Origin of the sequence: Streptomyces sp. NPDC002701 (genome assembly GCF_042889045.1) — a bacterium.
Classification (GTDB): Bacteria; Actinomycetota; Actinomycetes; order Streptomycetales; family Streptomycetaceae; genus Streptomyces.
On sequence record NZ_JBIAQL010000020.1, the window covers coordinates 78,045 to 100,893 of the forward strand.

20 protein-coding genes and 4 pseudogenes are annotated in these 22,849 nt (G+C 67.7%); 17 read left to right on the forward strand and 7 right to left on the reverse strand.

Features of this window, described 5'->3' with window-relative positions; translation table 11 throughout:
• Nucleotides 1-156 precede the first annotated feature (156 nt).
• Nucleotides 157-420, forward strand: coding sequence for a hypothetical protein (locus ACFYXC_RS34025; RefSeq protein ID WP_389556082.1), 264 nt, complete (start codon nt 157-159; stop codon nt 418-420).
• Nucleotides 417-782 (forward strand): hypothetical protein, encoded by a 366-nt coding sequence (locus ACFYXC_RS34030; protein WP_389556084.1) that lies wholly within the window; start codon nt 417-419, stop codon nt 780-782. The genes ACFYXC_RS34025 and ACFYXC_RS34030 overlap by 4 nt, the downstream gene beginning before the upstream one ends.
• A gap of 785 nt (nt 783-1,567) precedes the next feature.
• Here the strand turns inward: ACFYXC_RS34030 and ACFYXC_RS34035 are convergent.
• Nucleotides 1,568-2,841 (reverse strand): annotated as a pseudogene (locus tag ACFYXC_RS34035) (IS701 family transposase).
• Between the two features lie 112 nt (nt 2,842-2,953).
• On the opposite strand from ACFYXC_RS34035, the pseudogene ACFYXC_RS34040 reads away from it, so the two are divergent.
• The 4 genes and pseudogenes from ACFYXC_RS34040 to ACFYXC_RS34055 form a co-directional block, all read left to right on the forward strand.
• Nucleotides 2,954-3,190 (forward strand): annotated as a pseudogene (locus tag ACFYXC_RS34040) (transposase); the annotation flags it as partial.
• Between the two features lie 258 nt (nt 3,191-3,448).
• Nucleotides 3,449-5,527, forward strand: coding sequence for an NPCBM/NEW2 domain-containing protein (locus ACFYXC_RS34045; RefSeq protein WP_389556085.1), 2,079 nt, complete (start codon nt 3,449-3,451; stop codon nt 5,525-5,527).
• A gap of 672 nt (nt 5,528-6,199) precedes the next feature.
• On the forward strand, nt 6,200-6,376 hold the full coding sequence (locus ACFYXC_RS34050; RefSeq protein ID WP_389556087.1) for a hypothetical protein: 177 nt from the start codon (nt 6,200-6,202) through the stop codon (nt 6,374-6,376).
• A gap of 105 nt (nt 6,377-6,481) precedes the next feature.
• Nucleotides 6,482-6,607: pseudogene (locus tag ACFYXC_RS34055) on the forward strand (IS5/IS1182 family transposase); the annotation flags it as partial.
• 91 nt (nt 6,608-6,698) lie between these two features.
• Here the strand turns inward: ACFYXC_RS34055 and ACFYXC_RS34060 are convergent.
• Nucleotides 6,699-7,319 (reverse strand): helix-turn-helix domain-containing protein, encoded by a 621-nt coding sequence (locus tag ACFYXC_RS34060; protein ID WP_389556088.1) that lies wholly within the window; start codon nt 7,317-7,319, stop codon nt 6,699-6,701.
• Nucleotides 7,320-7,811: 492 nt separating this feature from the next.
• Between ACFYXC_RS34060 and ACFYXC_RS34065 the strand changes: the two genes are divergently transcribed.
• Together ACFYXC_RS34065 and ACFYXC_RS34070 are read left to right on the forward strand one after the other, a co-directional pair.
• On the forward strand, nt 7,812-8,786 hold the full coding sequence (locus tag ACFYXC_RS34065; protein WP_389556089.1) for an alpha/beta hydrolase family protein: 975 nt from the start codon (nt 7,812-7,814) through the stop codon (nt 8,784-8,786).
• Between the two features lie 94 nt (nt 8,787-8,880).
• Complete coding sequence (locus ACFYXC_RS34070; protein ID WP_389556091.1) at nt 8,881-9,402, forward strand: hypothetical protein; 522 nt, start codon at nt 8,881-8,883, stop codon at nt 9,400-9,402.
• A 441-nt stretch (nt 9,403-9,843) separates the two neighbouring features.
• Here the strand turns inward: ACFYXC_RS34070 and ACFYXC_RS34075 are convergent, their stop codons facing one another.
• Nucleotides 9,844-10,206 carry a hypothetical protein gene (locus ACFYXC_RS34075; RefSeq protein ID WP_389556092.1) on the reverse strand — a complete coding sequence of 121 codons (363 nt, stop codon included), beginning with the start codon at nt 10,204-10,206 and terminating at the stop codon, nt 9,844-9,846.
• Nucleotides 10,207-11,146: 940 nt separating this feature from the next.
• Between ACFYXC_RS34075 and ACFYXC_RS34080 the strand changes: the two genes are divergently transcribed.
• Complete coding sequence (locus tag ACFYXC_RS34080) at nt 11,147-12,145, forward strand: STM4015 family protein (RefSeq protein ID WP_389556094.1); 999 nt, start codon at nt 11,147-11,149, stop codon at nt 12,143-12,145.
• A gap of 543 nt (nt 12,146-12,688) precedes the next feature.
• Complete coding sequence (locus tag ACFYXC_RS34085) at nt 12,689-13,186, forward strand: hypothetical protein (RefSeq protein WP_389556096.1); 498 nt, start codon at nt 12,689-12,691, stop codon at nt 13,184-13,186.
• A gap of 19 nt (nt 13,187-13,205) precedes the next feature.
• Here ACFYXC_RS34085 and ACFYXC_RS34090 read toward each other — a convergent pair.
• From ACFYXC_RS34090 to ACFYXC_RS34105, 4 genes and pseudogenes are all read right to left on the reverse strand, one after another.
• Nucleotides 13,206-13,764: pseudogene (locus tag ACFYXC_RS34090) on the reverse strand (IS5 family transposase); the annotation flags it as partial.
• 141 nt (nt 13,765-13,905) lie between these two features.
• A complete protein-coding gene (locus ACFYXC_RS34095; RefSeq protein WP_389556098.1) occupies nt 13,906-15,468 on the reverse strand; it encodes a flavin-containing monooxygenase in 1,563 nt (520 codons plus the stop codon).
• Nucleotides 15,469-15,471: 3 nt separating this feature from the next.
• On the reverse strand, nt 15,472-15,936 hold the full coding sequence (locus ACFYXC_RS34100) for a cupin domain-containing protein (protein ID WP_389556100.1): 465 nt from the start codon (nt 15,934-15,936) through the stop codon (nt 15,472-15,474).
• A gap of 125 nt (nt 15,937-16,061) precedes the next feature.
• On the reverse strand, nt 16,062-16,829 hold the full coding sequence (locus ACFYXC_RS34105; protein ID WP_389556102.1) for an IclR family transcriptional regulator: 768 nt from the start codon (nt 16,827-16,829) through the stop codon (nt 16,062-16,064).
• Between the two features lie 201 nt (nt 16,830-17,030).
• On the opposite strand from ACFYXC_RS34105, the gene ACFYXC_RS34110 reads away from it, so the two are divergent.
• The 7 genes from ACFYXC_RS34110 to dmpG all read left to right on the forward strand — a co-directional run bounded on the left by ACFYXC_RS34110 (nt 17,031) and on the right by dmpG (nt 22,843).
• On the forward strand, nt 17,031-17,786 hold the full coding sequence (locus tag ACFYXC_RS34110) for an SDR family oxidoreductase (protein ID WP_389556104.1): 756 nt from the start codon (nt 17,031-17,033) through the stop codon (nt 17,784-17,786).
• A gap of 128 nt (nt 17,787-17,914) precedes the next feature.
• Entirely contained in the window at nt 17,915-18,289 is a 375-nt protein-coding gene (locus ACFYXC_RS34115; protein ID WP_388923686.1) for a cupin domain-containing protein, read from the forward strand.
• The gene (locus ACFYXC_RS34120) at nt 18,286-19,164 is read left to right on the forward strand and encodes an alpha/beta fold hydrolase (RefSeq protein ID WP_389556106.1); all 879 of its coding nucleotides are present in this window, start codon (nt 18,286-18,288) and stop codon (nt 19,162-19,164) included. The genes ACFYXC_RS34115 and ACFYXC_RS34120 overlap by 4 nt, the downstream gene beginning before the upstream one ends.
• On the forward strand, nt 19,161-20,096 hold the full coding sequence (locus ACFYXC_RS34125; RefSeq protein WP_388923680.1) for a 2,3-dihydroxyphenylpropionate 1,2-dioxygenase: 936 nt from the start codon (nt 19,161-19,163) through the stop codon (nt 20,094-20,096). The genes ACFYXC_RS34120 and ACFYXC_RS34125 overlap by 4 nt, the downstream gene beginning before the upstream one ends.
• 1 nt (nt 20,097) lies before the next feature.
• Nucleotides 20,098-20,904 (forward strand): 2-keto-4-pentenoate hydratase, encoded by an 807-nt coding sequence (locus ACFYXC_RS34130; protein ID WP_389556107.1) that lies wholly within the window; start codon nt 20,098-20,100, stop codon nt 20,902-20,904.
• The gene (locus tag ACFYXC_RS34135; protein ID WP_389556109.1) at nt 20,901-21,833 is read left to right on the forward strand and encodes an acetaldehyde dehydrogenase (acetylating); all 933 of its coding nucleotides are present in this window, start codon (nt 20,901-20,903) and stop codon (nt 21,831-21,833) included. Before ACFYXC_RS34130 ends, ACFYXC_RS34135 begins: the two co-directional genes overlap by 4 nt.
• The gene (dmpG, locus tag ACFYXC_RS34140) at nt 21,830-22,843 is read left to right on the forward strand and encodes a 4-hydroxy-2-oxovalerate aldolase (RefSeq protein WP_389556111.1); all 1,014 of its coding nucleotides are present in this window, start codon (nt 21,830-21,832) and stop codon (nt 22,841-22,843) included. The genes ACFYXC_RS34135 and dmpG overlap by 4 nt, the downstream gene beginning before the upstream one ends.
• Nucleotides 22,844-22,849 lie beyond the last annotated feature (6 nt).

Below are 22,849 nucleotides of genomic sequence, written 5' to 3' on the forward strand. Positions count from 1 at the left end.
TCACCATTCCAGGGCGACCATGCCGGTGGGCGGTTTTCCCAGCGTCCGGTGGTCTACCAGGTCGCGCGATAGACGATCTTCGCTTGCGGGGGGCAGCGAGAACCTGCGATACCGACTGCTAGCCGCTGGTATCGGTGACTAGCTATAGTGGTGGGTATGGCAAAGCAGACGAATATCCGACTGGACGACGCCGTCAAGGCGGCAGCCGAGGACCGGGCCAAGCGCCGCGGCCTGACCCTGCAGGGGTACGTGGCTGACTTGATCGAGGCCGATGTGAATCAGGCGCGTGCCGCCTTCATGGCCGGCGCCGCGACGTTCCTGGCCCAGTACGCGGACGCGTTCGAGGAGGAGGTCGGTGAAGACCGGTATCCCGGACTTACGGAAGGGCTGGCCGATCGCGCGCCGAGGGACGCCGCGTGAATCTCCGTGTCGATCTCGCCTGGATCTTGGCAGTGGCGCAGCAGATCCCGGGGGACCCCCAGGTCGTCGACTACGGCGTGCCAATAGCAGCCGAAGCACGCCATCGCGCGGAGGTCCTGGACCGCGAGGTCTATCCCGAGCCCCATCACAAAGCCGCCGCGCTACTGTGTGAACTGGCGAGGAACCCCAGCCTTGAGGTGCGCAACCTCTTGTTCGCAGCCACGGTGACGGCGGCCTACCTGTCGGCATGCGGCCTCCCAGTCAGCCCTGGGCTGGACACCGTGATCCCCTTGGCCCGCGCCGCCCGGGACGGGCTCCCGGTGCGTGAGGTCGCCGCGCAGATCAAGACCTGGACGAGCTGATCGGGCATGACCATGGGCGAGCATCGCCCGGCCATCGACACGCGTTTGGTCATTGACCAAAGCTTTTGCGATCGACGCATCGCGCAAGATCGGTCACCGCCAGGAGGCGCCTGGTCGTTCTGTGGTCTGCCGACGAAGTTCGTGACCATCGCGCCGATCCGGGAACGGAGCTCGGACCACTCCTCGGTGGATCGGGGCTCCGCCTCCATCTGTTCAAGCACCTTTTGGAAGGACAGGCCGCGCGGCCGCGGCGACGGCCCAAGGCGGTCCGGGCCTGCCGCAAAGGGAGCTGCCTGGCATCCGCGCCCTCGGCGCGGCGATGCAGCGCGGCAATCCGGGTCAGCACGTTGAGGGTGCCCAGGATACGGACGAGCTCTTGACCGGCCCATCTGCCGAGCACGGCTTGCCTGCCCTTACAAACCGCGAATCCGACAGCAGCGATCCACGTTCCTGCAGCATCACGATGCGGACAGCCGGGGTCTCGGCCTACGGGAACAACCCTCTGGCCAGGAGCATTCCGTACGGCCCCTGCGCCCGAGCGATGACCATGCACCACTGCAGCAGACCCCGCGCACACCAACGTAGGCGTCCGTCGGCGAGGGTCACCATCAAACCACCGCCAGACCGACCACAGGAGCAGCCAGGCGGCCTCCGCACTCACAGCTGCCATGTCACGCACACTCGGACTTTGACAGGACTCCGTTAGGTCCGTCTCGATCTTGATGTCGTGTGTGGCGTGCTGGGCAAGGGCTGGTGGCAGGTGGTGCAGATGCCGGTCCAGCACCTCAGGATGTCCTGGAGGGCGTCGAGGGTCTGGTAGAGAGTGAGCCCGGTGTGGGTGCTTTTGGGGCCAGACGCTGTTCGGTGAGAAACGCGTGGGCGGCACTCACGAGAGTGACGTGGTGGTGCCAGCCGGGCCAGGACCGGCCCTCGAAGTGGCCCAGGCCGTGCTTGAGTTCGCGGTGGTCGTGCTCGATGCGCCAGCGGACCTTGGCCAGACGGACCAGGTCGGCGATCGGGGTGTCGGCCGGCAGGCTGGACAGCCAGTAACCGGTGGGCGCCTCGGCGCCTTGGGGCCACTCGGCCAGCAGCCAGCAGTCGGGCAGAACGCCGTCCCACCAGCTCTGTCCGGCCGAGGCGGCGGCCCGGATGGGACGCTCGACAGCCTTGCCCGCGGGACGGACACGCACGGCTGCGAAGCGGGAACGTAACTGGCCGCGCGAGCCCTGCCGCCAGGTGAGGGAAGTGAACGCTCCCTGCCCCAGCCGGCGGCAAGGGCTGCCACCGGGGGTGCGGGGCGGCGATAACGGGGCTGGGGCCAGCAGCCGACGGAGCCGTTGCGGTCCCTAGCGACCGGCTTCGTGTCGAAGGAGTGGGCACTCACGTCCGCTCGGACGGCCAGCACGTAGTCGATGCCCCGATGGGCCAGGCCGGCTCGCAGGCGGGCATTGGTGCCGTAGGCGGCATCGGCCACCACGACCGGCGGGCGCATGCCCCAGCCGGCCAGCTCATCGGGCATGTCCAGCGCCAGCCGCCACTTCTCCCGGTGGGTGATCTCGGGCGGAATGCGGGTGGCGGTGCGGCGGCCGGTATCCGACGCCCACTCCTTGGGCAGGAACAGCCGCCACTGCAGCGGGCAGGAGGCGGTGTAACTGGCGGCGTGGACACTGACCGTGACCTGGCAGTTGGCCCGTTTGCCCAGGGTCCCGCAGTACTGGGGGGCCACAGCGACCGACATCTGGCCGTCCTTGGGCACCGACACATCGTCGATCACCCAGGCCGCAGGGGCGATGAGCGGCAGCATGCGCTCTGCGACACGCCGCTGCACCGGCACCGGATCCCAGGTCGACTGGTTCACGAACTGCTGCAGGTTCTGTTCGTTGCCGTCCGGCAGCCGCGAGGCCATGGCCTAGATCGACTTGCGGCGGCCGTCCAGCATCAGTCCCCGTACGTAGCAGTCACCCTTGGCCCGCTGGTCCTTGCGCGGCACCGACGCGAACACATCCGCCACGTACAACGCCAACTTCGCCCGGACGTGGTTCAGTTCATGTGCGTCCACACATCCAACAAGCCCGTGATCAGCACTAATGGAAGACCTAACGGAGTCCCATCAAGAAGTCCTAACGAAATGATCTTCGAGGTGATTGGGTCGCTCCAGGATCGACGAGGGGGTGCGGGGTGGCACGGCCGAAGCCGGGGAGGTCGACGACGAGCTGTGGGCAGTGGTCGAACCGCTGCTGCCCAAGATCGAGCGCCGGACCCGGCATCCAGGGTGCAAGCGCCATCCGGACCGGCTGGTGTTCCAGGGCATCCTATTCGTGCTGCCTACCGGGATCGCCTGGGAACATCTGTCGCAGGAACTTGGCTTCGGCTCGGGCATGACATGCTGGCGCCGCCTGGCCGGATGGTCCCGATACACCGGATGACACCGATCGCGCCGGTCGTGACCGCCGCGATGGTCTCGACGGGTTCGTCCCGCAGGACGAGGGAGCACGCACGTTCCGACAGGAGTACGCAGATCCCGAGACATGACGGAACACCGAACACGCGCTACCGCACCTCTTCCACCACACTGCGACAGGACCTACCGTGAACGCACATGGCATGAGTGACGCGGACATGTAAAAACGCGGACATCCACCCTGTTGCGAGTACGGAGGAACGTAATGACGCGGCATCTTCCCACCCGTACAACTCACCGAAGAGCGGCCGGAATACTGGCCGCGGGGCTGCTCGCCGGCCTGGGGCCGGCCGGGCCCGCCCTGGCCGCCGGCCCGGAGACACCGGCCCGGGCACCGGCCCTCGCGTCCGCCTCACCGGCCACGTCCGCCGACCCGACCCCGGACGACAGTCTCGCCCTCACCCCTCCCATGGGCTTCAACAACTGGAACTCCACGCAGTGCCGCGCGGAGTTCGACGAGGAGATGGTCAAGGGGATCGCGGACATCTTCGTCGACAAGGGGCTCAAGGACGCCGGGTACGAGTACGTCAACCTCGACGACTGCTGGGCACTGCCCGCCCGCGACGCCGACGGGAAGCTGGTGCCGGACCCGGCCCGCTTCCCCAGCGGGATCAAGGCGGTCGCGGATTATGTGCACGCCAAGGGGCTCAAGCTGGGCATCTACACCAGCGCGGGCACGAAGACCTGCAACGACGCGGGATTTCCCGGAGGGCTCGGCCACGAGTACAGCGACGCCCGGCAGTTCGCGGACTGGGGTGTCGACTACCTCAAGTACGACAACTGCAACAACCAGGGCGTGGACGCCAGACAGCGCTACACGACGATGCGCGACGCCCTGAAGGCCGCCTCCGCGACCACCGGTCGCCCCATCGTATACAGCATCTGCGAGTGGGGTGAGAACAAGCCCTGGGAGTGGGCGGCGGACATCGGTCAACTGTGGCGCACCACCGGGGACATCAGTGACAACTGGGGCTCGATGCTCTCGATCATGAAGCAGAACCTCCCGCTCGCGCGATATGCGGGTCCCGGGCACTGGAACGACCCCGACATGCTGGAGGTCGGCAACGGCGGCATGACGAACACGGAATACCGCACGCACTTCTCGATGTGGTCGGTCATGGCCGCTCCCCTGCTCATCGGCTCGGATCTGCGGTCCGCCTCCGACGAGACCTTCGAGATCCTCGGCAACGAGGAGGTCATAGCGGTCGACCAGGACCCGCTCGGAAAGCAGGGCACCGTGCTCTCCTCCGAGGACGGCCGCTGGGTCGTGGCCAAGGAACTGGCGGACGGCAGCCGCGCCGTCGCCCTCTTCAATGAGACCGGCAGCCCTCAGCGCATCGCCACGAGCGCAAAGGCCGTCGGGCTGCCCGAGGCGGATGCCTACACGCTACGCGACCTATGGCGGCACAAGAGCTACAACACGGCGGGCACGATCTCGGCGACCGTCCCCGCCCATGGCACAGTCCTTGTGCGCGTCTCAGCCAGCGGAGATTGGGCCGAGAACCCTCCGGCCGTCGAACTCGCCTTGGGCGGAGGCACGTTGCTCGAAGCGGGGCGTCCCGCCGCGCTGACGGCGTCGATCACCGACCTGGGGCGCACACCGGCGAAGCACGTCTCCGTCTCCCTTACCGGGCCCAGGGGCTGGACCGTGCGGGCCACGTCACCGACCAGAGCGAACGTCCTGGCGACCGGCAGGGTGCTGCGCACTGGATGGCGGGTGACCGCGCCCGCGGGCACACCTCCGGGGTCGTACGATCTGACACTGAAAGCGGGCTACCGCTCTCCGGCCGGGGAGCGGGCCGAGAACGTACTGCCGGTGACGACGACTGTCGTGGTGGCCCCACCCTCCGGCACTTCGAAACTCGGCGGTCTTCCCTGGCTGTCGGCCACCAACGGCTGGGGGCCCGTCGAACGCGACACCAGCAACGGCGAGGCCGCCGCGGGTGATGGCACGCCCCTCACGATCGGCGGAACCGTGTACACCTCCGGACTCGGCGTCCACGCAGACAGCACCGTCGAGTTCTACACGGGCGGGGCCTGCCGGACCGTCACGGCACAGGTCGGTGTCGACGACGAGGAGGGCGCCGACGGGTCCGTCGTCTTCGAGATCCGGGCCGATGGCACGAAGGTGGCCACCACCGGCGTCCTGACCAACGCCGATGCGGCGCAGTCCCTCTCGGCCGATGTGAGCGGTGCTCAGACGATACGTCTCGTCGTCACGGACGCCGGTGACGGCATCAACTCCGATCACGGCGACTGGGCGGACGCCCGGCTCACCTGCTGACGGCGCTCCCCGCGCCCGCAAGGGGGCGGGGAGCTGCACGGCGACGCCCCTCCCCTCCCACACATCACCCAGCCTTTTCCAACCTGAAGCTGCAGGTCGGGGGGCTGGCGTGGGAAGGGGCGGGGTGCTCGGGCTTGCTCTTTCGTGCGTTCTACCAGTAGGTGGCCGGTCCCGTGACGACCCATCCGGCGTCGGTGGGCCTGACCCAGAGGCCCAATGCCACACTGATTATCTGCGCGCGGTAGGTGATCTCAATGTTGACATGGCTGCCGGTGTAGCCCCCGTGAAAGTCCGCGAGATCGAGTTCGCCGAGCCAGGACAGGTCCTGCTCCCACTCGTCGGCAGAAGGGCTGCCGCTCGCCTCGTCCTGATCGGCACTCCTTCAACGGAACCGGTCCACAACGACTTGAGCACATACCGGACCGGGCAGTGATCGATGAGTGCTCCGCCTCAGGGATCCTCCCGGCTCGGAGCAGGCTGAAGGAGCGGCGAACGACCCCTTCGACGTCGGTGTTGGCAGGGCGATCCGTCCAGATTTTCACCGCGAGATCATACGAGTTCGGTGACACCGCTGAGCGGTTTCACCCTGAACATCGCGCGCGGTGAGGGCTGGCCGCCCCTTCGGGCTGAATCTCGGCTGCCCCTCTGTCCCTTGTCTCATACACTCAGCCGATGGAGACGGCACTGATACTCGCCGGCAGCGGGGTCACGCTGCTCATCTTGATCATCGTCACCGTGGTGCTTCTTGGTGGCCACCGAGTGCGGCGCGGCCGGAAACTCGGCCGCTACCCATACCGTGCCAAGCCCAACGGCACCTACGACAACTCGTCGACGGGCAGTCCCCACTGATCTTTTCCAACCTCCCGCGCCAGCCGGGCAGTTGGCCTGACAGATGGATGAATCCCCTGGTGAATGGGTTGCGACCAAGAGAACCGTCTCCACCAGAGGCTTCGCATGTTTGCCTACCCGTCCGGCGTCGACGTGTCCAGCTCTGCCCTCCGCTTCCTCGCCGCTTGCCTGAAGGAATCGGCACATTCTCGGCACGCGTGGCAGCACCTGAGCGCGGGCCGTCAGGCCCTGGCTGAAGCCCTCCTCACGCAGCAGGTCCCCGACCGTGTCCGCGCTTACCATGCCCCTGACCGGTGAGTTCGGCCGCGAGGTTTCTGGTCTCCTACCGCACGGTCCTGGCATAGCCACCTGCGCTCATGCCGAACTCCCGCCGGAAGTGCCGATTGAGCTGGCTCTGGTCACAGTAACCAAGCTCGGCGGCGGTCTCTGCCACGGATCGTCCCGCTGCCAGCATGGACTTGGCGCGTGCCAAGCGCAACAGGGTCCGGTAATGGTGCGGTGGAACCCCGTAAGCCTGCCGGAAACTCCTGATCAAATGGCGTTTGCTGCAACCGGCGACTGCCGCGAGGTCGTCGAGCTTGATGTTGGAGTTCAGTTGGCTGTGGAGCATCTCCCGTACTTGACGAAGCGCTCGAGGACGAAGTGTCGGACTCGCTGCGCCGGGAGCATCCGCATGCCTGGCGAGCAGGACGGTCAGCAAGCGGATCAGCGACGACTCGAGATAAAACTCGTCCTCGTCGTGCGCCATACCCCTGTGCAGCGCAGCAATGCCGTTGAAGAGGCTGCGGTCTGGATAGCTCACCTCATGAAAGCGCGGCCGGCCTGTGCCGACTGGCATGAGACCGGCGTCGATGAACATCAGTTGCACAATGGCCTGGCCGTCAGCGGCGACTTTGTCCTGCTCGAGGCAGCTCACGACCTCATGGGGCTCGATCACCGTCACCGCGCCAGGAACAGGGGGACCCTGGGTTCGCCCGAGGTACTGAAAAGGGGGTGCAGAGCCGCCATGCGCGATCTTGACAGTGTACCCACTGTTCACAACGGTCGGAAAGTCACCATCGGCAACGCGCACAACCAGGCTCTCGACTCCGAACCGTGCTCTTCTGTGACGCCCATCGATTGCGGACTCAGTCATGGCACTTTCGCCCTAGTTCGGTTTGTTCGGTTGATCTTACAGTTCCCGGTAAGACAAGTGCATCCGTCGAGCTAGGGAGGCTTGACAGTCGATGGTCGAGCCAGTCGCTCTCCCCCTGCCGTCAGACCGCGGGACGAACACCTGACGAGCTCTGTGCACCGCTGCGGAGATCACCGTCCACACCGATCCAGGTGCCGGGCGGCCGTTCCTGGCCCATCAGGCTCGCGGCCACGACCGCCAGTTCCATGCCTACCACCAGTTACGACAAGCGCTGTCAACACCGATCTCGAAAGGGCTCCGATGAGCAAGCCGTACAGCGACGCCGCCAACATCCCGGTCAACGCGGCGCAATCCGTCCTCACCTACCATCCGGTCACCCTCGACGTTCCCGGCCGGCCCGTGCCGCTGGAGGTCAAGGTGTCGATTCCCGCGACCGGCACCGACTTGCCGCTCATCCTCCTGTCCCACGGGCACGGGCTGGCGAACTTCCTGTCCTCCTACAACGGCTACGGGCCGCTGGCGAACTTCTTCGCCGCCCACGGGTTCGCGGTCATCCAACCGACCCACCTGGACTCGACGGCCCTCGGCCTGCGCGACACCGGCCTCAAGGACGCGCCCCTTTTCTGGCGTGACCGCGCCACCGACATGCACAACATCCTCGACCGCCTCGACGACATCGAGGCCGCCGTCCCTGGTCTTGCCGAACGACGGATCGACAGGGACCGTGTCGGTGCCGTAGGACACTCCCTGGGCGGCAACACCGTTTCCCTCCTCCTCGGAGCCCGGATGCTGGACCCGGGCGACGACCGGCTGAAGGACCTCTCCGACTCCCGCGTCAAGGCGGGAGTGCTCATCGGAGCTCCAGGCATCGGCAACGACGAGCACTTCGCCGAGTGGGCGAAGACGAACTACCCGGTGCTCTATTACACCGACTTCGAGCAGATGACAGGCACCAGCCTGATCGTCGTAGGCGATCAGGACCTCAACCCCAACTTCTCCAATAGGCTCAGCTACCGTGCTGACGCTTACTCGGCCAGCCCCGGCGGCAACAAAACCATGGTGACCATGTACGGCGCTGGTCACATCTTCGGTGGCATATCCGGATACGACGCGGCAGAGACGGACGACGAAAATCCCGAGCGCGTGGCGACTCTGCGGGCTCTCGTGTGGGCCTACCTGCGCAGCCAGCTCTACTCGGCCGACCCGTCCTGGAAGAAGGCGGTGAACGCCCTGGAGAACGGTGAAGACCCGATGGCCAAGGTCGAAACGAGGTAGTTCCGCGAGGTGGGCGGCGCGACGGCCGCCGCCCACCACACTTCATCGCACCGAGACCTTCCACCCCAGCACGGATCGCACAGGAGCAACCGCCATGTGGACCACGTTCGCTGCAACCGTCGGCGGAAGCGCCGCCGGCCTCACCGGCCTCACCTTCATCGTTGTCGCCTTCCGCTTCGACGTCGTCGCCACCTCCCAGGAATACCGCAACCGCGCCGCGCAAACCGTCTCCCTGTTCCTGACCACCACAGTCACCGCATCGCTGGTCACCCTGCCGCAACCGACCTGGGCGCTCGGGGTCGAACTGTTGGTCGCCGCAGCAGCAAGCGCAAGTCTGCTCTCGGTGCTCGACCACGCAGCCCGCCGTGGCACGTCCGAGCATGCGCGACCCATCCTCGTCGTCGCGCTCGTCGTGTTCGCGGCAGGTATCGCCGCCGCCGGGCTGTTCGCCACCCTCGGCTCCGCCAACGGAATGGGCTTCTACGCCGCGAGTTCGCTGCTCGGCCTCATGTGGGGCGTCTACGGGACATGGGTCTTCCTCACCCAGGCGGGCACAGATCAGATCAACGCGGTAGCAAACGTGCATGACCAGCCCGGCACCGTGCCAGCCGCCTGACCGGCCCCACACAGTGAAGCGGAGCAGGACTGTGACGGTGAGTGCTCGCCCGTGATCATTGAGCGTGCATGATGCGAACACGTTTGCAGGAAGATGCTCTCGGGGTTGTCGGCCCTGGTCATCGAGGATGTGGCGGACGGCGGGAGACGGTCCGGGTTTCGGCTCGGCCCCGGGATATTCCCGTTCCCCGTGCGGTGCGCGGGGTGGTGACGGGAGGATCCATGAGTATCGCCGAAGTTGATCCCCGGGAGTGGACACCGGGTTTCATGCGGCAAGTGACAGAGTATGTGATGTGATCAGACACTGAGAGCCCGGTCCACACGGCCGCCGAACATGGCCGCGGCTTCGGCGAATCGTTCCCGTGGCAGCGGCGTGACGACGGCGCCGGTACCGAGGCGGCATTGTGCGCGGACCTGTTGCCGCCCCGGCACCGGCCCGGACTCAAGAGACCCGTCTGACGGTCCAGGCGTTGTTGTTCAGGCTGGGCACCGAGGAGTAGCGGCAGCTCTGGCTGTAGTACTCGCGGATCTGGATCCAGCCCGCCGGCTGGAACGTCGAGGCACAGATCGCAACCTCGGTGCCGATCGGGTAGCCGTCCAACTGCTTGATCTGCTTGCGATTGGGCTCGAAGCCGCCGCACTGGGAACTGCTCGACCACGAGACGTCGGCCCAGCCGCTCGGCGTGAGCTGGCTGTGACAGATGCTCAGAGTGTCACCCGGGGCGGCTGACGCGGGAGCCGCGGTCAGGGTGACAGCGGCACCGGCCGCAGCAAGGACCATCAGGATGTTCCGTGCAGCATTCATGAGGTCTCCCAGTGATGATGAGCGGTGATCATGGCCGTGCGGACATCATTCTCACGTGGCATGAACGCGTCGAACAGTAACTTTCGGGTCGGCCCATATCACCGAAAAACGGCGTTTGCCGGTGTCCACCCCGCTCTCGCGCCACCCCTACGCACCGGATCCTCCGCACAGCGGATCGCCGCCAGGTGCGGGCAGAGGTGCCGTCGATCCCCTCGGGCACACCCCGGCCGCACACCACTGCGGCAGTGGTCATCGACCCGCACAGGGCGGACGCGGTCGCGCAGCACCGGCATCACCTACGAAGCGGTACCTCGGACAACACCGATCACCCTGGCCTCAGCCTCAGCCACATAGCGCCAGCCATGAGGCTGGAGAGCCCGGGCCCGGCGGGTTCAGCGTCGATCAGCTGCCCGGGCGCAGGCTCCGGGGACTCCTCCTCAGTGTCGGGAGGCGTATCGTCCGCCAGGGCACTCGGGCCTGCGAGTGCCGCGATGGCCAGCGCTGTGGCGACACCCAGTCGTCTCTTGTTAAGCAAGCTGCTCTCCTCGTCCTGTCGTCTGCTCGTGGCACGCACAGGTTCGCAGCCAGTCCCCTTCGCACTCATGCGCATGTGGAGGCACGGCGAACAGGTACTCCCCCAGCGGTAACAGCCCCAACTCGGCTTCAGGGAAGGCGACTTACTGCGATTGCCAGAAACCCTTCGTCACGTTCTTCACCGGAGAGACCCGGCACCGCTTACAGACAACCGCACCACAAGAGCCGCTACTGACTAGGAGTACAGGCCCGACCGTGCTGGTGGCAGGCTGACAGCTCCGGTTCAACAGCCGCGCCCGCCGGAAGGGTGAGCCTCGGCGTTGTCACTCGCGGCTGGTAGAACTGCCGTGTAGGTCCAGGGCGTTGGACGCGTCGGATACCTCGTACGGCGGGAGCAGGCAGGCACATGCGAGTCAAGGACGACCACCTCACCGAGCTCTACGGGCTCCCCGCCTTCACGTTCCCCGAGGAGCGGGACGCGGCCGGCGTCGTGCTGCCCGAGGCCGACGCCGTGGCCTGGCGGATCGGATACGCGCGATGGACCTCCGGCGAGCTGTGGAAGGACACCTTCGAGCGGCTGTGCGCGGCCGTGGACAGCGCGCGCATCCGCGCGCTGATCATCGGCATCTGGGGAGACCCGGAGGACACCGAACCCGACGAGGTCATGGAGGCGTTCCTGGACGCGCGGGACCGGCTGACCGGGCTGCGATCCCTCTATTTCGGCGACATCACCGACGAGGAGTGCCGGATCTCCCGGATCGGCCAGACCGACGTCACGCCGTTGCTCGCGAGCTATCCGACGCTGGAGGAGTTCTCGGTCCGGGCTGGCGAGTCCTACGACATGAAAGGGCTGCATCCGCTCAGGTTCCCCCGCATACGCCACGACGCGCTACGCAGGCTCGTCGTCGAGAGCGCTGGGCTGCGCGGCCACGTCCTGCGCGGGGTGGGCGAGAGCGAGCTGCCCGCGCTGGAGCATCTCGAACTGTGGCTGGGGGCGCGCGAGGACGGGGGCGACGGCGAGATCGCCGACCTCGCGGGGATCCTGTCCGGAAACCGGCTGCCGCGGCTGCGGAGCCTCGCCCTGCGTAACAGCGAGATGCAGGACGAGGTCGCGGCGGCCATGGGGGCCGCGCCCATCGTCGCCAACCTCGACGTGCTCGACCTGTCGCTCGGCACACTGACCGACACCGGCGCCGAGGCGCTGCTCAGCGGGCAACCACTGACCCATCTCAGGAAGCTCGACCTGCACCACAACTACCTGAGCGAGCCGATGAGACAGCGTGTCCGGGACGCGCTCGAACCGGCCGGCGTCGAAGTCAACCTCGACCCGTCCGACGCCGAGGCGGAGAAGGACGAGAACGGCATGCCGGTGCCCAGCATCAGTGTGGGCCCGCTCACTTACTGACCATCCCGCTGGGGCGCGCTGCCGGTCCGGATCCGTACGGCGCCGCCCTGGCGTTCTGGCCAGTCCGGGCACGCCCGCCGATCGCCAGCCGGCTCGGGCGGCCGCCCACCGGATGCTGCAGGTCTCCGTCGGGATCGCGGCGCGCAGGTCCGCGCAGTGCACGATGCAGTGCAGTCCCGCAGCACAGCGGCCGGCCACGCACCGATGCCGTACAGGGCTTCAATGGCGGCGTGCCCAGCTAGGGCCTGTGTGATGTCGTGATCAATCGGCTGCTGGGCGGAGAGATGGGGAGTCTTTTTCGAGAAACGCAACAGGGGTGCAATTGCAGAGGATCGCCCGTCAGTGGCTGGTTCACCGGTTCCTGCTCGCTGCGGTCGGCCTTCCACGATCCGCCGCATCGACCCCGATGCTGGAGGGGTCACGGCGCAGCCCACGGACCGGACCAACACGCAGCACAGTCTGAGTCGAAGTCTCTTGGGCCAAGCTGTCCTTGGGGCACACTCCAGGCTTTCCACGGTGACGGGCAGGCCCCATGATGGCGGCATGGCTGCCAGCGAAGACCTGCTCTGGGACGCGGACGACAAGAGTATGCAGATGGTTCCGCGGCTCCGGCGCATCGGGGTGACGGCTGGCTGCTTCGGTTTCCTCGGCCTGGCGCTGTGGACAGACTCGGACGCCACATGGGTCCTCTACGCAGGTGCCTTCTACCTACTCGGGGAGATCGCGTACTGGGCGTGGGACCGACGGCGTCTGGTCGAGGCGCGCATCGTCCCGGGCGAAGCCGACGGCCCTGCCAGACTCCGCCTCCGCCGCGTCGGCGGACAGATCACCGAACACGACCCCCACCACGTAGTCCGCGTCGTCCTCATCCACGACAACGTGCACGACCTGGCGAAACTCCGCCTGAGCCTGCACGGCAGACAGCTCCTCTTCGGACGCTCGGGCCGCCCCCCGGGCCTCACGGCATGGCGCCATTCATGCCCGCAAGCCACAGTCAGCGACAGGGCCGCCCAATGGGGCATGCCAGGAATCCCCGACTAGGGCCTGTGTGATGTCGTGATCAACCAGTGGCCTTCAGCAGGTCGTTGATCCAGATCATCGAGGCGCGGAGGTGCAGGCCGGCGAGGTAGCTCTCGGGCGTCTTGCCGTATCGAGTCGCGATGCCCCGCCATGCCTTCAGTTTGTTGATCAGGCGCTTGACGGTGTTCCGTTCCTTGTAGAGACCGGCGTCGTGACCTGTGGGCCGGCCGCCCCGGCTGCCCTTCTTCTTCCGGTTGGCTGCCTGATCCTTCTTCTCCGGGATGACTACCTTGATGTTGCGTTTACGCAGGTAGGAACGGTCGGCGCGGGATGAGTATGCCTTGTTCGCGGCGACAGCGTCCGGGCCGGGTCCGGGGACGGCCGACAGGCAGTCGGACCCGCACCCTCTGCAGCTCGGGGACGAACTGCGGGCTGTCGGCGGCCTGTCCTGCGGTCAGGACGAACGACAACGGACGGCACTTGCGGTCCGCGGCGAGATGGGCCTTGCTCGTCAGCCCGCCACGGGGCCTGCCGAGCAGGGCTTCCTTCGGACGGAGCTTGCGCCGTCGCCTGACGTGCCGCCGCTCTTCCCGACCGTACACAGTGCACGTCCTCCGCGACCCGGCCCCGCTCAATCGGGTGTGGTCAGTGAAATGCTGGTCCTTCCGGCCCGCCAGGGAGCGTGTGTCGTCCGCAGCCTGCGTGTTCCGGAGGCCGCGAATGTGGCTTCGAGGCCGGACTCAGGGCTTGGCCTCGGTCCGTACCTTGTCCGGCGGTTCGTCGGACAGGAGGCGCTCCGTCGTCGGCGGCGGTTCGGGTTCGCTCGACCGTTCGCCGAGGCGTTCGAGGAGTGCTGGTGTCACCTGCCGGTACGCCGCGGGATCGGCAGGCGCGAGCCAGTGGGCGGCGCGGACGCGTCGACTGATGTTGAGGCCAAGGTCGTCGAGTACTTCGTCGGCGTGGTGCAGGGAGAAGGGGATGATCTTCGTGTTTCGGCAGTGGTGCGCGTCGGTGGCACCGTCCATGAACGCGATCTGCTCGATGACCCTGTCCCGGCGGGTCTGCGGGTCGGGGAGCGGGACCAGGTCGGCGAGATCGGCCGCGATCCATACCGCCGCCATCTCGGCGTTCAGAGGACTGAAGAAGGACGAGTTGTAGCCGTTGAAGTAGAGACCGGGGACGTCGAGCGGCAGGATCTGCCGGTAGAGCATGAAGTTGCCGCGCTCGTCGAGGAGTTGCTTCTGCAGGTGCTCGTCGAGGAAGGGCACACCTTGCTTGAAGCCTGTGGCACAGACGACGAGGTCGGCCGGCAGGAGGGTCTCGTCGTCGAGTTGTGCGTGCGGTCGGCCCGACACGGCCAGCAGGCGAGTGATGGTCCGATCGCGGTGCACGGTGATCGCACCTCCGGCCACACCCTCGAAGAACCCTTCGGTGCTCAGCCCGATGGCGCCCTTCACGATGTCTTCCATATGCCCCCGCGGCACCAGCCCCAGCTTCCGCAGCCGGTACTGCCGGACAGAGACCGAACCGACGGAATTGAGCATGCGGCGGCGGAGCCCGTTGGCCGGCCCGTGCAGGAACCGTTCGAAGCCACCCGGCCGCAGATAGCGGAAGAGGGCCTCTCCCAGCCGTGTCAGCAACAGCATCTTGAAGTTGAGGACTCCGCCGATCCTGCGGGGCACTTTCCACAGCAGTTGCCGTGCGATCACGTCGGTGCCGGCTGCGGTCCTGCTGATCTGTACAGCCACGTCACAGGCGGACTTTCCGTAGCCCACCACCAGTACATGTCTGCCCCGGGCCTCTTCGACGTCGTGGAAGGCGGTGCCGGCGCAGAGCCGGCCGCCGGCCGCGGTGAACTCGTCCAGCCCGGGGTACGCCGGGACGGCAGGTTCACAGAACACGCCGTTGGCGACCACCAGCCGGTCGACGCTCTCCAGCACCTCCGTGCCGTCGGCGCCGCGGGCCTCGAGGGTCCAGCCCCTCTCGATCTGTCGCGCGCGGGTGACGGTGGTGTTCAGCCGCAGGTGGGGCGAGAGGCCGAAGTGCTCGGCGTAGGATGCGAGGTATGCCTGGACCTGCGGCCCGCTGGGCCACTCGGGATAGTCGTCCGGCATGGGGAAGTCGGACAGCGAGTACTGCTGCTTCGGGCTCTGTGTGGACACGCCGGGATAGCGCCGCGTCACGCTCCACACTCCGCCTACGTCCGGTGTCGTGTCGAAGACCACGACGTCGTGGCCCGTCTGCTTGAGCACTTTCGCGGTGGTCAGCCCGGCGACGCCCGCGCCGATGATGCCGATCCTCATGCCTCACCGCTCTCCGGGCTGGACGTGCAGCAGGATCCCGAAGTCGTCCATGATCCCCTTGACCTTCGACAGGTCCATAGGTCCCGGGGGCAGCTCGGCCAGTGCCTGGTAGTAGCGTTCCAGCCCCGCCGGCGAGACCACGGAGATCACCCGTGACTCCTCGGCGTAGGGGTTGCGGAAGGCGTGCGGCACATCACGCGGGAGGTACAGGTAGTCGCCCAGCTCCAGAACGAACTCCCGGTCGCCGAGCGTCACGTCAAGTCTTCCGGTCAGACAGATGAACGATTCGTCCTCACGGGTGTGCGTGTGCAGCGGCGGCCCGTCGGTCTCGGGCGGGATCGCGTACTCGAACAGCGAATAGGCGTCACGCGTGGATTTGCCATCGGTCTTCATGGTGATGCCGAGCCCGATCGCGGGAATGGGTGTGCCGTCACGCGAGGGGAGCAGGTAGCCACCGCCCAGAGTCATCGTCGTCTCCTTCGAGGTCGCCCCACCGACAAGTGGTCGGCGTGTCCTGGACCACAGCGTGATGGGCACACGGTGCTCCACCAAGAAGGTGTCCCACGGGGTGGGACACCTTCCGGGAGCGGGTGTCAGCGCCGAGGAGCGTAGGCGCGTGAGGCGGCAGCGGCGGCCATCCGCACGGCCGGGCCGGCGCGGTCGGCCCGGACCAGTTTGGTTGGTCCGGTGACCGAAAGCGCGGCAACGACATCGCCCAGCGGGCCGAAGACGGGGGCGCCCACGCAGCTCACGCCGATGTTGCCCTCCTCGCGCTCCGCCGCCCACCCGCGGGCCGGGACAGCGGCCAGTTCGCGGCGCAGCGCCACCGGATCGGTGACGGTGCGCGAGGTGCGCGCCGGAAGCCCCGCCGCGATGACGGCGTCGATCGTCTCCTTGTCCGACCACGCGAGGATCGCCCGTCCGAGGGCGGAGCAGTAGGCCGGGAGCGTACCGCCCACTTGGGACAGCATCGGCATCGGCCGGTGCCCGGTGATCTTCTCGACGACCAGCACCCGTGGTCCGTCGAGCACTCCCAGCTGCACGGTGGTACGGGTGGCGTGGTGAAGGTCGTGGAGGTACGGCAGCACGGCCTCACGCAGTTCGTGCCGGATCGGCGCCAGGCCCGAGAGCTCGAAGAGCCGGTTGCCGATCCGGTAGTGGTGCTCCGGCTTGTCCAGCCAGCCGAGTTCGATCATGGTGTCTGCGGTGCGGTGCGTGGTAGAACGCGGTAGGCCGCTGCGCCGGGACAGCGATGCGAGTGTCAGTTCCCGGTGCTCCGCGTCGAAGGCACCCAGGATGGCCGCCGCGCGCTTCAGAGCCCCCGCCGCGACGACGCCGGTGTCCCGCTCCGTGGGACTCATGGTTGGCTCCCGGTTGTCGTAGGGGTCAGGCTATCCCTGCGACGCGACGCTTCCCGTTCCCTCGCGCCGCTGTCTTCTTCTCCAACTTCTTCTTTTCTCTTCTCTTTTTCGCTTCTTCCCTTCTCTGATCTCCGTGATCGCGTCCGCAGTGATCACGCCCTATGTTCCACGGAGGCCGTCATCACTGATCGGACAGCACTTGTGGGTGGTGGGGCCACCGGTATCGGGCACGCCACCGCCGCGCATCTCGCACGCACCGGACACCGCGTGGTCATCACCGGACGACGCGAAGCCGTTCTGCGCGACGCGGCGGCCGGGCTGGGCCGGAGCACCGCGGGGGCCGTCGACTGGCTGGTGAGCGACGTGGCAGAGCCGGACTCGGCGGCGGCCACGATCAGCGAGGTCGAACGGCGGCACGATGCCCTCGACGTCCTGGTGTTGAACGCGGGCGGTCCACCCCCGGGACGTATTCTGGAGGTCGACGACAAGCAGTGGCAGTCGTCGTTCGAGCTTCTGCTGTCGGGCCCTCTGCGACTGGCCCGACAGGTGCTGCCCGGAATGGCGGCGCGCGGGTTCGGCCGGGTGGTGTTCGTGACCTCGACCGCGGTCCGGCAGCCGCAGCCCGACCTCGCGGCCTCCGTCGTGCTGCGCTCGGCGGTGACGGCGGCGGCCAAACTGCTGTCCCTGGAGTTCGCGACGCACGGCGTCACCGTCAACTGTGTGGCACCCGGCCCGACCGCCACCGGGCGGCGCAAACAGATTCTGACCAGCCGCGCGCGGGCGACCGGCCGTGGTTACGACGACCTCGACGCCCAGGACGCGGCGAATGTCCCGGTCGGGCGTGCGGCCCGTCCGGAAGAGATCGCAGCGGCTGTGGCATTCCTCGCCTCAGCCGACGCAGGTTACGTCAACGGAACCGTACTCACCGTTGACGGCGGACGAACGGAGACCATCTGATGGCGTTGTCGGGTCCTGGCTTCAGCATGACGGACTTCCTCGGAGCGATCTCCAGCACCGTGCCTCCCAGTGAGGCACGGCCGATCGTGGTCCATGCGGCGGAACTTGAACGGCTTCCACCTGGGGAGGTGCACAACCCGACCGAGCTGGCCATCGCCGGCCGGCTGCCGACCGCGACGTTTGAGATCTTCCGGCAGACCATCCCGCCGGGCCTCAGCTCCGACATGCAGCGGCACCACCACGAGACAGTGCACTACGTCATCGCCGGTGACGGGCACAGCGAGGTGGAGGACGACACCTGCACGTGGTCGACCGGGGACTTCGTCTACACCCCGCCCTGGACCTGGCACCGTCACTACAACGATTCGGCGGAACATCCGGTGGAGTTCCTGACCATCGAGAACTCCCGCCTGCTCGGGATGCTAGGCGTCGCCCGCCGGCAGAGCGCGGGCCTCGTCACCATGGCCGAAGCCCGCGCCCGGTTCACGGAGGACACAGCATGACCGGCCTGCCCCCGCACATCAGCATCTGGGGCGAGCTGGCCGACGTGGACCACGAGGTGCTGCACGTCGACGTCGACGGTGTCCGCACGCGGGTGTTGCGGGCCGGCTCCGGACCCGACCTGGTCCTGCTGCACGGCACCGGTGGGCATCTGGAGGCGTACGCCCGCGACCTCGCGGGGCTGGCCGCCGACTTCCGGGTGACGGCCTACGACATGGTCGGCCATGGCTGGTCCGACCTGCCGGACCGCCCGTACACGGTCGATGTTCTCTGCGACCACCTGCTGGGGGTCATGGACGCGCTGGACATGCCCAGCGCGCACCTGTCCGGCGAGTCACTCGGCGGCTGGGTAGCGGCCTGGGCCGCGGCACACCACCCCGGGCGGGTGGACCGGCTGGTGCTGAACACACCGGGCAACATCGCCAACAAGCCCGAGGTGATGGCCGCGTTGCGCGACAGCACCCTGGCCGCCGTCCGGGACCCGGGCCCGGAGACGGTCCGCCGCCGCGTGGAGTTCCTGTTCCACCACAAGGAGATGGTGACCGAGGAGCTGGTGAATCTGCGGCGCGCCGTCTACAGTCGCCCCGGCTTCGTCCAGGCGATCACCAACACCCTGGTGCTGCAGGACCCCCGTATCCGCGAGGACTTCGCCTGGTCGCCGGAGTGGGTCTCCGCGATCAGCGCCCCGACCTTGCTGCTGTGGACCGACCACGACCCCACGGGCGGGCTCGACGAGGCCGAGATGCTCCTCCGGTGGCTCTCCGACGGCCGTCTGCACGTCATCGAGGACGCCGGGCACTGGCCGCAATGGGAGAAGGTCGACGACTACCTGCGCGCCCATCGTGACTTCCTCCTCCTGCACCAGGACCCGGCATGAGCCAGATCATCGGTTTCGTGGGGATGTCCCATTCCCCCTTCGTCACTCTCCTCCCGCCGGCATCGGCCTCCGGGCCGGGGGGTAGTTTCCTCGCCGACAGCGCGAGGGTTGCGGCCGCCGTGGCCGATCTGGCGCCGGACGCGATCGTCGTCATCGGCCCCGACCACTTCCACGCGAACTTCTACGACGTGATGCCGCCGTTCGTCCTGGGTGTCGAGTCGGCCGAGGCATTCGGCGACTTCGGGGGCACGGCGGGTTCCCTGCCAGTGGCCTCACCGCTCGCCTGGTCGATCCTCGAAGGGCTGACCTCGGCGAACTTCGACATGTCGCTGTCGTACGCACTGACCGTCGACCACGGCATCGTGCAGAGCTACGAGATGATGACAACAGGCGCCAGGATCCCCATGGTGCCTGTGGTCGTCAACACCGCAGCCCCGCCCCTGCCCAGCATGGACCGCTGTGTCGCCCTGGGCGTCGCCCTGGGCGCGGCGATCCGCGGCTCCGACTTTCCCGGCCGGGTACTCGTCGCCGCGAGCGGCGGGCTGTCCCACTGGTTGCCCTCCAACGATCCCCGTGACGCATCGGTCGCCGAGGACAAGCGCCGATCGCTGATCCACGGCCGCCAGAACGTCCACGCCTTCGCGGCGGCCCGTGAACCCCGGGTCCGTGCGATGGGCGGCGACCCGTCCGCCCGGGTCAACGCCGAATGGGACGCCTGGTTCCTCAGGCAGCTCAGTGCGCTCGCACTCACGTCGGTCACCGCACTCGGCCACGAGGGACTGGAGCGTCACGCAGGCAGCGGCGGCCACGAGATCCGCTGCTGGCTGGCGGGTCTGGCCGCTGTCGGCAAGCCGCTGCTGTGGACCTCGTACGAGCCGGTGCCGGAATGGATCACGGGTATGGGCATCGGTACCACCTTCGAGGTGATGTGAGATGACTGTTTCCACCGACGACCACGACGTGCTGGACGCGCTGCGTCAACTGCTCAGAGCTTGGATATCGGGCCGCCCCGGTCCACCGGTGCGCGGCCTGCTGCCTCCGGGGGACCTCGACGCCGCGTACGCCGTGCAGTCCGCGTGGGCGGCCGCGCACGAGGGGACAGGCGCCCGTGTGATCGGTCGCAAGATCGGCCTCACCAACCCGCTGGTCCAGGTGCAACTCGGTGTCGACCAACCCGACTTCGGCGTCCTGTTCGACGACATGGCGCGCCGCGACGGGGAACTCCTCGACATCACCCGCCTGATGCAGCCGAAGATCGAGGCCGAGATCGCGTTCGTACTCGCCCGTGATCTGGACATTCCCGCCGTCGGGCCGGACGAGGTCAGGGCCGCAACCGGCCATGTGGTCGCCGCACTGGAGATCGTGGACAGCCGGATCCGGGGCTGGGACATATCCATCGTCGACACGATCGCCGACAACGCCTCGTCCGGCCTTTTCGTGCTCGGCTCGCAGCCGCGTGCGCTCGACGGACTCGATCTGCGCGGGTGCGCGATGACGATGCGACGGGACGGCCACGTCGTCTCCACCGGCACCGGCGCCGACTGTCTGGGCGACCCGCTCCGGGCCGTGGCCTGGCTGGCTACCACCGCCCGTGCACACGGCAGGCCGTTGCGGGCGGGCGACATCGTCATGTCCGGCGCCCTCGGCCCCATGGCCGAAGTGACCGCGGGCGACACCTTCCAGGCTGAGATCACCGGACTCGGCACCGTCGGCACCACGTTCACCGGAGGACCCTCATGACAAAGGTGGCCGTGATCGGTTCCGGCAACATCGGCACCGACCTGATGATCAAGGTGCTCCGTCTGTCCGAGCGTCTGGAGATGGCCGCGATGATCGGCATCGACCCCGCGTCGGACGGGCTGGCGCTCGCCGAGCGATTCGGCGTGACCACGACGGCCGAGGGCGTCGCCGGACTGATCTCGCTGCCCTCGTTCGACGAGATCGACATCGTCTTCGACGCCACATCGGCCAAGGCACACCTGGCCAACGCGCGTGCGCTGGGGCCGTACGGCAAGCGTCTCATCGATCTCACCCCGGCGGCGCCGGGTCCGTTCGTCGTGCCCGCGGTGAACCTCGAGCAGCATCTGGGAGAGCCGAACCTCAACATGGTCACCTGCGGGGGCCAGGCCACCATCCCGGTCGTCGCCGCGGTCTCACGGGTGACGCCCGTACCGTATGCGGAGATCGTCGCGTCCATCGCGTCACGGTCGGCCGGGCCGGGCACTCGCGCCAACATCGACGAGTTCACCGAGACCACGGCGACCGCGATCAGGACCGTCGGCGGTGCCGGGCGCGGCAGAGCGGTCATCGTCCTCAACCCGGCGGAACCACCGCCGGTCATGCGCGACACGGTGCTGTGCCTGATCGGGGATCCGGATCCCGCCCTGCACGAACGGGTCGTCGCCTCCGTCGAGCAGATGGCGGCCGAGGTCGCAGCGTACGTGCCCGGCTACCGGCTCAAGCAGCGGGTGCAGATCCATCCGGTCACCGAGCAGGTGCGCACCCTGGTCGGCAGCGCCGATGTCACGCACCGGGTGAGCGTGTTCCTCCAGGTCGAGGGGGCGGGGCACTACCTCCCGGCCTACGCCGGCAACCTCGACATCATGACGTCCGCGGCTCTGGCGGTCGCGGAACGGATCGCCGCCCAACCTCTGGCGGGAGTCCGATGAGCCGCCGGCTGTTCGTCCAGGATGTGACACTCCGGGACGGCATGCACGCGATGCGGCACCTGATCACCCCTGAACAGGTGGCCAATATCGCCGCCGCCCTGGACGCCGCCGGTGTCGACGGCATCGAGGTCGCCCACGGCGACGGCCTCGCCGGCGGCACTCTCACCTACGGACCCGGCAGCAACACCGACTGGGAATGGATCGAGGCGGCGGCCGCGAGCATCTCCCGAGCCCGGCTCACCACACTGCTGCTGCCGGGCATCGGAACAATCGCGGATCTCAAGCGGGCCTTCGCTCTGGGCGTCCGGTCGGTGCGGGTGGCCACACACTGCAGCGAGGCCGACCTCTCGGCCCAGCACATCACGACCGCGCGCGAACTCGGCATGGACGTCTCGGGTTTCCTGATGATGGCTCATATGCTGCCGGCGGCCGAACTGGCGGTGCAGGCACGCGTGATGGAGTCGTACGGCGCACACTGTGTCTACGTGACCGACTCCGGGGGGCGGCTCACCATGAGTGGTGTCCGCGAGCGGATCCGGGCCTACCGCGATCTGCTCGATCCCGGCACCGAGATCGGTGTCCACGCCCACGAGAACCTCTCGCTCTCGGTGGCCAACTCGCTGAGCGCCGCCGAGGAGGGCGCGGTCCGCGTCGACGCCTCCCTGGCAGGTCATGGCGCCGGAGCCGGCAACTGCCCCATCGAGCCGTTCATCGCCGTCGCCACCGTCGAGGGCTGGGAACACGGCTGCGACCTGTTCGCGCTCCAGGATGCCGCCGAGCGGCTCGTCCGCCCCCTGCAGGACCGGCCGGTACGCGTCGACCGGGAAACGCTCACTCTCGGATACGCCGGCGTCTACTCCAGTTTCCTCAGGCACGCGGAAACCATGGCCGAGCGATACCACGTCGACGCCCGCGCGCTGCTGATCGAAGCAGGCAGGCGATGCCTGGTCGGCGGCCAGGAGGACATGCTCGCCGACATAGCCCTCGACCTGGCCCGCAACGGCGACTGAGGCCGG

What these genes read in the sequence shown, in the direction of transcription:
- ACFYXC_RS34105 (WP_389556102.1), bottom strand. Translation starts at nt 16,829, where the DNA reads ATGAGTCCCACGGAGCGGGACACCGGCGTCGTCGCGGCGGGGGCTCTG.
- ACFYXC_RS34125 (WP_388923680.1), top strand. Translation starts at nt 19,161, where the DNA reads ATGAGCCAGATCATCGGTTTCGTGGGGATGTCCCATTCCCCCTTCGTC.
- ACFYXC_RS34025 (WP_389556082.1), top strand. Translation starts at nt 157, where the DNA reads ATGGCAAAGCAGACGAATATCCGACTGGACGACGCCGTCAAGGCGGCA.
- ACFYXC_RS34085 (WP_389556096.1), top strand. Translation starts at nt 12,689, where the DNA reads ATGGCTGCCAGCGAAGACCTGCTCTGGGACGCGGACGACAAGAGTATG.
- ACFYXC_RS34120 (WP_389556106.1), top strand. Translation starts at nt 18,286, where the DNA reads ATGACCGGCCTGCCCCCGCACATCAGCATCTGGGGCGAGCTGGCCGAC.
- ACFYXC_RS34045 (WP_389556085.1), top strand. Translation starts at nt 3,449, where the DNA reads ATGACGCGGCATCTTCCCACCCGTACAACTCACCGAAGAGCGGCCGGA.
- ACFYXC_RS34135 (WP_389556109.1), top strand. Translation starts at nt 20,901, where the DNA reads ATGACAAAGGTGGCCGTGATCGGTTCCGGCAACATCGGCACCGACCTG.
- dmpG (WP_389556111.1), top strand. Translation starts at nt 21,830, where the DNA reads ATGAGCCGCCGGCTGTTCGTCCAGGATGTGACACTCCGGGACGGCATG.
- ACFYXC_RS34070 (WP_389556091.1), top strand. Translation starts at nt 8,881, where the DNA reads ATGTGGACCACGTTCGCTGCAACCGTCGGCGGAAGCGCCGCCGGCCTC.
- ACFYXC_RS34080 (WP_389556094.1), top strand. Translation starts at nt 11,147, where the DNA reads ATGCGAGTCAAGGACGACCACCTCACCGAGCTCTACGGGCTCCCCGCC.
- ACFYXC_RS34050 (WP_389556087.1), top strand. Translation starts at nt 6,200, where the DNA reads ATGGAGACGGCACTGATACTCGCCGGCAGCGGGGTCACGCTGCTCATC.
- ACFYXC_RS34095 (WP_389556098.1), bottom strand. Translation starts at nt 15,468, where the DNA reads ATGAGGATCGGCATCATCGGCGCGGGCGTCGCCGGGCTGACCACCGCG.
- ACFYXC_RS34100 (WP_389556100.1), bottom strand. Translation starts at nt 15,936, where the DNA reads ATGACTCTGGGCGGTGGCTACCTGCTCCCCTCGCGTGACGGCACACCC.
- ACFYXC_RS34130 (WP_389556107.1), top strand. Translation starts at nt 20,098, where the DNA reads ATGACTGTTTCCACCGACGACCACGACGTGCTGGACGCGCTGCGTCAA.
- ACFYXC_RS34065 (WP_389556089.1), top strand. Translation starts at nt 7,812, where the DNA reads ATGAGCAAGCCGTACAGCGACGCCGCCAACATCCCGGTCAACGCGGCG.
- ACFYXC_RS34075 (WP_389556092.1), bottom strand. Translation starts at nt 10,206, where the DNA reads ATGAATGCTGCACGGAACATCCTGATGGTCCTTGCTGCGGCCGGTGCC.